Consider the following 11,658-nt stretch of genomic DNA (forward strand, 5'->3'; position numbering starts at 1 on the left):
AACTTCATCTGTCAGAGTCGCAGTGTGGGCTTTTAAGTTCCCCTGCATCGCGCCTCCGGTTGTTTCAAATTGTGGCCCAACCAACATTACTTGTTGATCGGCTTTAAAATCACGATTGGTGAGGTTGATGACCAATTTATCTGTCGCCATGGTATCAAAACTCGCATCAGGCAATAGGTTCTTCATTAGTACGTTATCGTACAAAGTCAGAACTCGGTCTTCGTCAAGTACTGCTCTTGTCGCAGTGACTTTCCACTCTATGACGCTACCCTCACGGTAAACCATCAGTATTGGGCTCTTAAAAATCGTGTCTCCACTCTTGGAGTAGTGCTCCAAGTTGGTAGAACGGATGATGTAGCTGCGAACACCATCTTCACCATAGGTGATGTTTTCTAGTCCAGTACCACTGAACATAGGCAGTTCTTTGTTTGATGCTACTTGGATGACTTCGTTGCTTTTTGGTGTCAGTAGATAATAACCGCACCACGCGACAACAAAGATCAAGAGCAAATAAATAAGGCGAGTAAAACTCATAAAATAAAGGCCTTTATCCTAGCTCAGTACTTCCCTGACCGTTGCCTTAATCTGTTAAATTTATCGTTAAATTCTTGGTTATCGCGATATTACATCACGCCAGCCTTCAATAAATCATGCATGTTCAGTGCGCCAACAATTTTATTGTCATCACACAAGATTAGAGCATTGATGTTTTTGTCTTGCATCAGATTCAACCCTTCCACTGCCAGCATCTCTGGATGCGCAGTCGTCGGGCTTTGTGTCATGACTTCATCAATTGTGGTTGTATGTATATCAATGCGTTTATCCAAAGTACGGCGTAAATCGCCATCGGTGAATATACCAAGCATAGCATCGTGCTCATCGACGATGGCAGTCATGCCCAAGCCTTTTTCAGAAATCTCGAGTAAGGCGTCACGAATCAAAGCGTTTGGTGGCACCTTTGGTAGAGCATTGCCGAAGTGCATTATATCAGACAGTTTGAGCAGTAATTTTTTCCCCAGCGTACCACCAGGGTGCGACAGTGCAAAGTCTTCAGCACGGAATCCACGGGCTTGAAGAAGTGCGACCGCCAGTGCATCCCCCATTACTAAGGTGGCTGTTGTACTGCTGGTTGGCGCGAGGCCAAGTGGGCACGCTTCTTTTGGTACTGTAATTTGCAGATGCAGGTCAGACAGCTTTGCCATATTCGATGCTGGCTTGCCTGTCATGCTGATGATTTTGATATTAAGTCGCTTCAATACTGGGAACAGAGATAATATCTCGTGGGACTCCCCAGAGTTTGAAATCGCGATAACAATGTCACCTGCGCTGATCATACCAAGGTCACCATGCGCAGCTTCTCCCGGATGAACGAAAAATGCAGAGGTCCCAGTGCTGGCAAGCGTTGCAGCAATCTTAGTGCCGATATGACCTGATTTTCCCATGCCCATTACGACCACTTTACCGTTGTTGGAAAGAATCAAATCGCACGCTTGCTCAAACTGATGGTCAAAGTATTGGTCTAGTTGTTGTAAGGCTGAGATCTCAATATCAAGAACCTGTTTAGCTGCTGCGCGAAAATCAAATTGAGTGGACATATCAGTGCTCCAATTTGTCTTAACTTATGCTGTTATTAGGCAGCCATGTTTGCGAATAAGTACACTTGGTAACCCAAGAAACATAAAAACAGTATGCTACCCTCAAGGCGGTTGACGCTGCGTGACTTACCTAGACACATAGCAACAAGAAGGAGAGATATCCCTAGCATCACCCAAAAATCACGACCCATAGCGTATTCGCTCAGTGTTGATGGATTGATGACACCAGGCAGTCCCATAACCGCAAGGATGTTGAACACGTTCGAGCCGATAATGTTACCAACGGCCATGTCGTCTTCGCCTTTGAGCACGCCAGCAAGAGAGGCTGCCAGTTCTGGAAGGCTAGTACCGATAGCGATGATGGTAAGACCAATCACTAGGTCACTCATACCAAAATGTTTCGCGATAATGACGGCATTATCGACCAATATGTTTGCTGCTAGAGGGAGCAGTATCAAGCCAATCACAACCCACATTATTGCTTTAGGGTTGGTTACGCCCTCTGGTACTTCCGATTCTTGTTCCTCAATAAACGCATCACCCGCCTTTTGTTCTTTACGGCTAATTTGCAGCATAGCAAACAAGAACCCACCGAACAGAACGAACAATAAGATGCCTTCATATAACCCCAAGTAGCTATCCCAAAGCAAAATGCCAGCAAGTACAGTCACCGCTATCATCAAAGGCAGTTCACGGCGAACGACAGCGGAACTAATAGAAAGTGGTTTGATAAACGCGGTAATACCTAGGATTAAAGCAATATTGGCGATGTTCGAACCGAGCACGTTGCCGACAGCAGTATCGGTTTTGCCATCCCATGCTGCAGTAGCTGAAACCATCATCTCTGGTGCAGACGAACCCATTGCTAGAATAGTCATACCTATCACTAGAGGTGAAATACCGACGTTGCGGGCCAGAGCAGCAGATCCAAAAACAAGTTTATCTGCGCTCCAAACAAGTAAGACAAGACCGACGATTAGCAACGCTACGGCTTCGAGCATGATGATTCCTAAATAGTAAATAAATGAAGTAAGTAACCGCTAATTTTGACCTTTTGTGGCCAAAAATGGAAGATAAACAATAAATAAATTAAAGGTTAGTGACGAAGTTGTGGTTAACTGTTGCTCATTCAATTGTTGTTCCCAATACACTCTTTCGGCGTGAGAGGTAAACATTGCTTTTCTATTTCGTCATATTTTATCGCGATTTGCTAAGGTTTCGTTGGTCTTGTTTAATTGAACAGTGCTTTTAATTAACGTTCAATGTGCTTATTATTGCAGCTTAATAAGTATACCCAAGTTGCTTTAGGATATTCTCGACGTAATATTTTGGACAGTCGAGAGAGAGTTGGATTGCAACTCTGTGAGAACCACTCACGAATAGTAGAAGAGATAGTATGTCGAATAACGATTTAGTTACCGTTAACAATCTCACCTTTTCGCGCAGCAAGCGCAAGATCTTTGATGGTATTGATTTGCACGTTCCAAAGGGGAAGGTGACAGCCATTATGGGGCCGTCGGGTATCGGTAAAACGACACTACTGCGCTCATTGCGGTCAGATATCCCTGAACAGGGTGAGATTTGGTTTGATGGTGACAACATTCAAGCGTGTCACGCAAAAAGTTGTATCACGCACGCAAAAAAATGAGCATGTTGTTTCAATCAGGTGCGTTATTTACCGATCTGAATGTGTACGATAATGTGGCGTTTCCTTTACGTGAGCACACTGAACTTTCCGAAGAGCTCATCCGAACCATGGTGTTGTTGAAGCTCGAAGCGGTGGGCTTACGTGGTGCGACAGAGTTAATGCCAAGTGAGCTTTCTGGTGGTATGGCACGTCGCGCCGCTTTGGCTCGTGCGATTGCGCTTGATCCAGACCTTATCATGTACGATGAGCCGTTTGTTGGGCAAGACCCAATCACAATGGGGGTCTTGGTTGAATTGATCAGTAACCTCAACCGAGCATTAGGGGTGACCTCTATCGTCGTTTCTCACGATGTACCAGAAGTGATGAGCATTGCCGATTTAGTGTACTTGATGGCTGATGGCAAAGTGATTGCTCGTGGCTCTCCTCAAGAACTGAGAGACAATCCGGACCCTCGCGTTCAGCAATTTTTGCAAGGCGAAGCGGACGGCCCTGTGCCATTCCGCTTCCCTGCGCAAAGTATCGAAAAGGATTTATTTGATGGTCGATAGCGTGATTCAATTTGTCGCTTCACTAGGCAGACGCACATTGGACATTTGTGAGGCGTTCGGTCGCGCAACATTGATGCTCATTGGTGCGTTAGTGACTCGGCCACAGCCAATTAAAAATCTCCCTTTTCTGATTAAGCAACTGTATTCCGTTGGCGTGCAATCACTGGCAATCATTATTGTCTCTGGTTTATTCATCGGTATGGTATTGAGCTTGCAAGGTTATATTGTTCTAGTGGATTACGGCGCAGAAGGTAGCCTTGGTCAGATGGTTGCGTTATCGCTGCTTCGTGAATTGGGGCCAGTGGTTACTGCTCTTCTATTTGCAGGTCGTGCTGGTTCCGCATTGACGGCGGAGATCGGATTAATGAAAGCCACAGAGCAGCTTTCAAGCTTAGAAATGATGGCAGTGGACCCGTTAAAACGTGTCATTGCACCACGTTTTTGGGCGGGGGCGATTTCAATGCCATTATTAGCTATGATCTTCATGGCGGTTGGTATTTGGGGCGCGCAGCTTGTCGGTGTGGATTGGAAAGGCGTAGATTACGGCAGCTTCTGGGCTGCGATGCAATCTTCGGTTGAGTTAGGTCAAGACATCGGTAATAGCATGATCAAATGCATTGTGTTCGCGATTACCGTTACTTGGATCGCTCTATTTAATGGCTATGACGCTATTCCTACTTCAGAAGGGATCAGCCGAGCAACAACGCGCACAGTTGTGCATTCTTCTTTAGCAGTACTGGGACTAGACTTTGTACTGACCGCATTGATGTTTGGGAATTAATCATGCAACAAACACGTAAAACAGAATTATGGGTTGGCAGTTTTGTATTAGCAGGAATTTGCGCGATTCTTGTAATGATTTTTCAGGTTGCTGACGTAAAGAGCATCGGCTCTGGCAATACTTACACCCTGAAAGCCGAGTTCGATAATATTGGCAGCTTGAAAGTACGCTCTCCAGTGAAAGTTGGTGGTGTTGTTATCGGTCGTGTAAGTAGCATTGCGCTCGACACTGATAGCTTATTACCGGTAGTGAATTTGTCGATTAATAGCCAGTACAACCAGTTCCCAGAGACCTCTAGCGTACAGATCCTGACATCAGGTTTAATTGGCGAACAATACATTGGCCTAGTGCCGGGCTTTGTGTTTGATGACGAAGAAATGCTTGTTGATGGTGATACCATAGAAGACACCAAATCAGCATTGGTACTGGAAGACCTAATTGGTCAGGTTCTGTACAGTATTGGTGGTTCAGACGATTCTGCTGACACGAGTAAGGAATAACCCATGTTTTCGAGATTATTACTTTCATTCTTAGCGGTATTTACTGCCTTTGGCGCGGCAGCTGCGGAAGTGGATAAAACTCAACCGCACCAAATGATGAAGCAGGTTGCGGAAGTGACGTTTGAGCGTCTTAAAAATGAGCAAGCGCAAATTAAACAAGATCCAAACTTGTTAAAAAGCATTGTTGAAGAAGAGCTGATGCCTTATGTGAATGATCGCTACGCGGCATTGAAACTGCTTGGTCCAAATCTAAAAGGGGCGAAGCGAGAAGATGTGGGAGAATTCATCACAGCATTCCGTGCTTATTTAGTGACTTCATATGCGCAAGTTCTCACGCAATACTCGGATCAAAAAATTGAATTTGGCCCTGCACCAAAGTTGGCGCCTTCTAAGCGTATTACCAGTATTAAGGTTGATATCATTGACGCTCCGCGGCCAAACATCAAACTTGAATTCAAACTGCGCAAAGATAAGAAAACAGGTGAATGGTTGGCATTCGACATGGTTGCAGAAGGCATTAGCTTACTTTCAAGTAAGCAAGCAGAGTGGAAGACAAAGATTCGTCAAGAGGGCATCCTTGCGGTAGCAAAAGATCTTGAAAAATTGGCGGCGCAGCCAATCCGTTTCGAGGCGGCGAAGTAATGAAGCAGCCTCATTCTCAGTGGCATTTACACGCTGATATTCTTAAGCTTACAGGGGCGTTGGACCGTGACTCAGTGCCTACATTGTGGGCGGTGGCGCAGCAATGGCAGCCAGCTCAAACCGAGTTAGAATGCTCGTTAGAAGAGATTGAACGCATCGACTCTGCGGGAATGGTGATGTTAATCCACTTATTAGAGCATGCAAAAAAGCAAAACTGTCATATAATGTTGAGTTTCGTGCCGGCGCAATTGCGCACTTTGTTTCAACTGAGCAATGTTGAATCTTTAGTGGCCAAACATATTACAGGGGTAAATTGTGGATAGCGCAAAAGTACAACAGTTACTAGAAGAAGCACTAAACCTTGAAGAAGTGCATGTAAAAGGTGAAGGTAGCCACTATGAAGTGGTTGCTGTTGATGCTTGTTTCGATGGAATGAGCCGCGTTAAGAAGCAGCAGTTAATTTACGGTCCTCTAATGGATTACATCCAGCGTAACGACATTCACGCGCTATCGATCAAAGCGTTCACTCCAGAAGAGTGGGCTCGTGATAAAAAGCTAATGTCGCTTTAAGGTTTATTGATGGAAAAGTTTCGAGTTATTGGGTCAGATAAACCACTGATTGGTGAAGTGACCATTTCAGGTGCAAAAAACGCAGCACTGCCGATTTTATTTGCGTCTATCTTGGCGGAAGAGCCAGTAGAAGTGGCCAATGTGCCACACCTTCGTGATATCGACACAACCATGGAGTTGCTTAAGCGTCTAGGCGCAAAAGTAAGCCGCAATGGTTCCGTTTACGTTGATTCAAGCAGTATCGATGAATACTGCGCTCCTTACGATTTAGTAAAGACCATGCGTGCATCTATTTGGGCGCTTGGCCCTCTTGTCGCGCGCTTCGGTCAAGGTCAGGTTTCTCTGCCAGGTGGCTGCGCCATCGGTGCGCGTCCTGTTGACCTGCACATTACAGGTCTAGAGCAGCTTGGTGCGACGATTACTCTTGAAGACGGTTATGTTAAAGCGGAAGTCGATGGTCGCCTAAAAGGTGCACACATAGTGATGGACAAAGTCAGTGTTGGTGCAACGATTACGGTCATGTGTGCAGCAGCACTTGCAGAGGGGACAACAACGCTAGACAACGCCGCGCGTGAGCCTGAAATTGTTGATACCGCTGACTTTCTGAATAAACTTGGCGCGAAAATCTCTGGTGCAGGCACTGATACCATCACGATTGAAGGTGTTGAACGCCTCGGTGGTGGCAAACATAACGTCGTTGCTGACCGTATCGAAACAGGAACTTTCTTGGTAGCAGCAGCGGTTTCTGGCGGTAAAGTGGTATGTCGCAACACCAATGCTCATCTTCTAGAGGCGGTACTGGCTAAGTTAGAAGAAGCGGGCGTATTGGTCGAAACTGGTGAAGATTGGATTTCTGTTGATATGACTGATCGTGAGCTAAAAGCCGTGAGCATTCGTACCGCGCCTCACCCAGGTTTCCCGACAGATATGCAGGCGCAATTTACGCTATTAAACATGATGGCGAAAGGCGGCGGCGTGATCACGGAAACTATTTTTGAAAACCGTTTTATGCACGTGCCAGAGCTAATGCGTATGGGCGCGAAAGCGGAAATTGAAGGCAATACGGTTATCTGTGGTGACGTGGATTCTCTAAGTGGTGCACAAGTGATGGCAACTGACCTACGAGCTTCGGCAAGTTTGGTGATTGCAGGGTGTATTGCGAAAGGTGAGACTGTCGTTGATCGCATCTACCACATTGACCGTGGTTATGACAAAATCGAAAATAAACTGGCGGCACTCGGCGCAAATATTGAGCGTGTGGGTGAGGCGGGTTAAACTGATTGGTGATTTACCTCGATATGAAGAGAGCCGAAACTCAGGTTTCGGCTTTTTTATATCGCGCTTTCTGTCATAGTTCCTGACTATGTTAAAAGAACAAATAATAGTTGTAGCTGGCGTAAAGCCAGTTCCTGGAGAACAATAATGATTACACTGTTACGTGTATTTGCTGTCGCAATCTTCGCAATTGTGATGTTTATTGGTGGCTGTGGGTACTGCCTTCTAAGCCCTCGAAATCCTAAGCACGTTTTCACTTTTGGTCGTCTATTCGGCAAGATGTCACGCGTATTTGGCATCAAGTTGGAGTTGCGTATCCCAGAAGATGCCTATTCTCGCGGTCAACATGTATACATTGCCAACCACCAGAACAACTGGGACCTTTTCACTGTGTCTTCAGCAGTGACGCCTAAGGTTGTAACGGTAGGTAAGAAGAGTCTCGCGTGGATGCCCTTATTTGGTCAGCTTTACTGGCTGACAGGTAACATTCTGATTGACCGTGCCAACCGTTCCAAAGCAAAAGGGACGATTGATCAAGTCATAGATAGCATCAAAAATAGCGATGTGTCAGTGTGGATGTTCCCAGAAGGTACGCGCTCACGCGGTCGAGGCTTGCTGCCATTTAAGACGGGGGCATTCCATGCCGCTATCGGTGCAGAAGTACCAATCATTCCAATTGTGTGTAGTTCGACCGATCACATTAAATTCAATCGCTGGAACAATGGCCACGTGATCATTGAGATGCTGCCTCCTGTAAGTACGCAAGGCTACGGTAAAGAAGGTACACGTGAGTTAGCTAATGTCTGTCGTGAACAGATGAAAGAGAAACTAGAAGCCTTGGATGCGGAAGTGAAACAGCGCAACGCGGCTTAAATTTGACTGTGATATGACAGTCAAAAGATAATAAAAAACGGGTAGCCTAAGCTACCCGTTTTTTTGTTGTCTTTTATTGTTTATCAGCGCAATTATTTGCGGACTGCAATGGCTTCAATCTCGATGCCAACATCTTTTGGAAGGCGTGCCACTTCTACACAAGAGCGAGCAGGGTAGTTTGCTACTTCGTACTCATCGAAGAACTTGCCGTAAACTTCATTTACCGTACCGAAATCATTGAGGTCTTTAACGAAAACTGTCATTTTAACGATGTCAGTGACTTTAAGGCCTGATGCTTCAACAACGGCTTTTACGTTCTCTAGAGACTGACGAGCTTGCTCTGCGATGTCTGCAGATACTTCACCTGTCGCTGGGTTGACTGGGATTTGGCCAGAAGTAAGAACCATGTTGCCTAGATCTACGCCTTGAACGTAAGGACCGATTGCTGCTGGTGCAGACTCAGTGTGAAGTACTTTCGTCATTTGAATTGTTCCATCTGTTTAGGGGATTAAAGAGTGTACTCAAGTCATTTGAGCGTTCTTAACAATAATCAGTGTGCCTCCAAACATAAAGTTCGTAAAGAGCAAAATACCCCGCACAGGCGGAGTATTGGCTAATTTATGCCGACCAAGAACCGAGGCAGAAAATTAACGCTCCGTGACAATTTCACGTGCGAAGACTTTCTCACAGTATTTGCACTTCAAACGAATCTCCTCCTTCTTCTCGAACACTTGGAAGCTGCTTGCAACTGGTTCGTTGTGGGTAATACAGTTGCTATTTGGACATTCAAATACATTGTTGATACGTTCAGGAAGGTCGAGTGCAAGCTTCTTTACCACTTCGTAGTTTTCAATTTGGTTAACTGTTGCGTGTGGCGCGTACAGCGCCAGTTTGCTAGCCTGCTCTTCATTGATGAATATGTTTTCAATCTTCAGTAGGTCTTTGTGGCCTATTGCTGATGAAGGCAGATTCAAGCCGATCGTCACACGTTGAGAAGAGTGATGCATATCGAATAGTTTTAGCACCTTAATACCAATTTGTGCTGGAATGTGGTCGATGACTGTGCCGTTTTTGATTGCTTCTACCTGCAATTGAGTTTCTTTAATCATGTCTTTTTCTCCCTCGATTACAGCGTTTCGTTTAGAACCAATGCCAACAAGGCTTGGCGTGCGTAAACGCCGTTTTCTGCTTGTTGGAAGTAGTACGCGTGTGGTGTTACATCGACGTCTGTGGTGATTTCATCGACGCGTGGTAGCGGGTGCAATACTTTCAAGTTTTCACGGGCCCCCTCTAGCAGCGCAGCAGTCAAGATGTAAGCTGATTTGATGTGTGCGTACTCCGACTCATCAAAACGCTCTTTCTGTACGCGAGTCATGTACAAAATATCGAGTTCAGGAATCACGCTTTCCATGTCTGTGTGTAGGCTGTATTGGATGCCTGCTTCGTCTAACTCTTCGCAAATATAATCTGGCATTGCGAGTGCGTCTGGTGCAACAAAGAAGAAGCGAATGTTGCTGAACTTAGCCAAGGCTTGAGTTAAAGAGTGCACGGTGCGGCCGTATTTTAGGTCACCGACAAACGCAACGTTTAAGTTGTCTAAGCGGCCTTGCGTTTCAGCGATCGTATATAGGTCGAGTAGAGTTTGTGTTGGATGTTGGTTTGCACCGTCACCTGCGTTGATAACAGGTACACCGTTAGAGAACTCAGACGCTAAACGTGCTGCCCCTTCTTGAGGGTGACGCATTACGAATGCATCGACGTAAGAAGAGATAACTTGTACCGAATCAGACAGTGTTTCGCCTTTTTTCGCCAAAGAGGTGTTACCACCGTTATCGAAACCAATAACATCACCACCGATACGCTGAATAGCGGTCTCGAAGGACAGACGAGTGCGCGTGGATGGCTCAAAGAAACAGCTAGCGACAACCTTGTTTTTGATAAGCTCTGGACGAGGTTCTTTTTTTAGCTGATCTGCAGTCTCAACAATCAGCTCCAGCTCTTCACGTGAAAGCTCTGGAATCGAGATGATGTGCTTCTGATAAAGCGAGTTCGCCATGATCTTCTTCCCTATGACAGTGGTGACGATCCCCAAAATTCACCGTGATGGCATTTTGGACATAAAAAAACCTCCCCAAATGGGGAGGTTTTAAAATTCAATAGAATTAACGAAAATAACAGCACGTGAGCGTAGTCGCTTAGTTAGAGCAAGTCGCGTTTTTACGTCAGCAATCGGCTTGGTCATCTCGTTATCCTCAGATAAATTGCCGAGCATTATACGCTTAACTTTACCCAGCGCAAGCGATTACATCATGCATTTTGTGACCGATATTGGCTAATTGCCTAAGGTTGCTACCATTACTGCTTTGATGGTGTGCATGCGGTTTTCCGCCTCGTCGAACACAATCGAGTATTCCGATTCAAACACGTCTTCGGTCACTTCGAGCCCTTTCATGTCGTATTTCTTAGCCACCTCTTTACCAAGGCTGGTTTCATCATTGTGGAACGCTGGTAAACAGTGCATGAACTTGACGTGGGGATTGCCTGTTTGCTCAATCACAGTCATATTGACTTGGTAAGGGGTCATCAGTGCCACGCGCTCATCCCAAGCTTGGTCGGATTCGCCCATTGAGACCCAAACGTCGGTATAGAGGAAATCACAACCTTTAACGCCTTCCTCAACATTTTCAGTCAGAGTGATCTTTGCGCCTGTTTGCAGGGCAATTTCTTGGCAAGTTGTGACCAATGTTTCTTCTGGCCAGAAGGCTTTTGGTGCGACAAGGCGAATATCCATGCCCATTTTGGCAGCGCCTACCATAAGTGAATTGCCCATGTTATTGCGAGCATCACCAAGATAGGCAAACGCCATCTCATGCAGTTGTTTACCGCGTCCGTGTTCTTGCATGGTGAGAAAGTCCGCAAGGATTTGAGTGGGGTGGAATTCATCCGTTAAACCATTCCAGACGGGCACTCCAGAATAAGCCCCAAGCTCTTCAACAATAGACTGACCAAACCCACGGTATTCGATGCCGTCGTACATACGACCAAGAACACGTGCGGTGTCTTTCATTGATTCCTTGTGGCCGATTTGCGAGCCAGAGGGACCGATATAAGAGACTTGAGCTCCTTGGTCAAAGGCGGCGACTTCAAACGCACATCGGGTACGAGTAGAAGACTTCTCGAATATGAGTGCGATGTTTTTACCTAAAAGTTTCTTCTGCTCTGTTCC

General features: G+C 45.8%; 14 protein-coding genes and 1 pseudogene. 8 read left to right on the forward strand and 7 right to left on the reverse strand.

What is annotated here, in order from left to right; translation table 11 throughout:
* The 3 genes from lptC to AND4_RS17645 all read right to left on the reverse strand — a co-directional run.
* Positions 1 to 534: LPS export ABC transporter periplasmic protein LptC (lptC, locus tag AND4_RS17635; protein ID WP_009844346.1), on the reverse strand; the 534-nt coding region annotated here is incomplete at its 3' end.
* Positions 535 to 623: 89 nt separating this feature from the next.
* Positions 624 to 1,595: an arabinose-5-phosphate isomerase KdsD gene (kdsD, locus tag AND4_RS17640; RefSeq protein WP_009844347.1), complete on the reverse strand. Its 972-nt coding sequence runs from the start codon at positions 1,593 to 1,595 to the stop codon at positions 624 to 626.
* A 35-nt stretch (positions 1,596 to 1,630) separates the two neighbouring features.
* On the reverse strand, positions 1,631 to 2,596 hold the full coding sequence (locus AND4_RS17645) for a calcium/sodium antiporter (RefSeq protein WP_009844348.1): 966 nt from the start codon (positions 2,594 to 2,596) through the stop codon (positions 1,631 to 1,633).
* Between the two features lie 395 nt (positions 2,597 to 2,991).
* Here AND4_RS17645 and mlaF point away from each other — a divergent pair.
* The 8 genes and pseudogenes from mlaF (at position 2,992) to AND4_RS17685 (ending at position 8,432) form a co-directional block, all read left to right on the forward strand.
* Positions 2,992 to 3,791 (forward strand): annotated as a pseudogene (gene mlaF, locus AND4_RS17650) (phospholipid ABC transporter ATP-binding protein MlaF).
* Positions 3,781 to 4,572: a lipid asymmetry maintenance ABC transporter permease subunit MlaE gene (gene mlaE / locus AND4_RS17655; protein ID WP_009844351.1), complete on the forward strand. Its 792-nt coding sequence runs from the start codon at positions 3,781 to 3,783 to the stop codon at positions 4,570 to 4,572. Before mlaF ends, mlaE begins: the two are co-directional and overlap by 11 nt.
* Positions 4,573 to 4,574: 2 nt before the next feature.
* Entirely contained in the window at positions 4,575 to 5,072 is a 498-nt protein-coding gene (mlaD, locus tag AND4_RS17660; protein ID WP_009844352.1) for an outer membrane lipid asymmetry maintenance protein MlaD, read from the forward strand.
* Between the two features lie 3 nt (positions 5,073 to 5,075).
* Complete coding sequence (locus AND4_RS17665) at positions 5,076 to 5,714, forward strand: phospholipid-binding protein MlaC (RefSeq protein ID WP_009844353.1); 639 nt, start codon at positions 5,076 to 5,078, stop codon at positions 5,712 to 5,714.
* The gene (locus AND4_RS17670; protein ID WP_009844354.1) at positions 5,714 to 6,037 is read left to right on the forward strand and encodes a lipid asymmetry maintenance protein MlaB; all 324 of its coding nucleotides are present in this window, start codon (positions 5,714 to 5,716) and stop codon (positions 6,035 to 6,037) included. The genes AND4_RS17665 and AND4_RS17670 overlap by 1 nt, the downstream gene beginning before the upstream one ends.
* Positions 6,030 to 6,284: a BolA family iron metabolism protein IbaG gene (gene ibaG / locus AND4_RS17675; protein WP_009844355.1), complete on the forward strand. Its 255-nt coding sequence runs from the start codon at positions 6,030 to 6,032 to the stop codon at positions 6,282 to 6,284. Before AND4_RS17670 ends, ibaG begins: the two co-directional genes overlap by 8 nt.
* A 9-nt stretch (positions 6,285 to 6,293) precedes the next feature.
* Complete coding sequence (murA, locus tag AND4_RS17680) at positions 6,294 to 7,559, forward strand: UDP-N-acetylglucosamine 1-carboxyvinyltransferase (protein WP_009844356.1); 1,266 nt, start codon at positions 6,294 to 6,296, stop codon at positions 7,557 to 7,559.
* A gap of 147 nt (positions 7,560 to 7,706) precedes the next feature.
* Positions 7,707 to 8,432, forward strand: coding sequence for a 1-acylglycerol-3-phosphate O-acyltransferase (locus AND4_RS17685; RefSeq protein WP_009844357.1), 726 nt, complete (start codon positions 7,707 to 7,709; stop codon positions 8,430 to 8,432).
* 92 nt (positions 8,433 to 8,524) lie between these two features.
* Here AND4_RS17685 and AND4_RS17690 read toward each other — a convergent pair whose 3' ends face one another.
* The 4 genes from AND4_RS17690 to argF all read right to left on the reverse strand — a co-directional run.
* Complete coding sequence (locus AND4_RS17690; RefSeq protein WP_009844358.1) at positions 8,525 to 8,914, reverse strand: RidA family protein; 390 nt, start codon at positions 8,912 to 8,914, stop codon at positions 8,525 to 8,527.
* A 165-nt stretch (positions 8,915 to 9,079) separates the two neighbouring features.
* Positions 9,080 to 9,541, reverse strand: coding sequence for an aspartate carbamoyltransferase regulatory subunit (gene pyrI, locus AND4_RS17695; protein ID WP_009844359.1), 462 nt, complete (start codon positions 9,539 to 9,541; stop codon positions 9,080 to 9,082).
* Positions 9,542 to 9,558: 17 nt separating this feature from the next.
* Positions 9,559 to 10,488, reverse strand: a complete 930-nt coding sequence (gene pyrB, locus AND4_RS17700; RefSeq protein ID WP_009844360.1) for an aspartate carbamoyltransferase — start codon at positions 10,486 to 10,488, stop codon at positions 9,559 to 9,561.
* 276 nt (positions 10,489 to 10,764) lie between these two features.
* On the reverse strand, positions 10,765 to 11,658 hold an 894-nt coding region (gene argF, locus AND4_RS17710), incomplete at its 5' end, for an ornithine carbamoyltransferase (RefSeq protein WP_009844363.1).

It is taken from the genome of Vibrio sp. AND4 (genome assembly GCF_000171815.1).
Classification (GTDB): Bacteria; Pseudomonadota; Gammaproteobacteria; order Enterobacterales; family Vibrionaceae; genus Vibrio.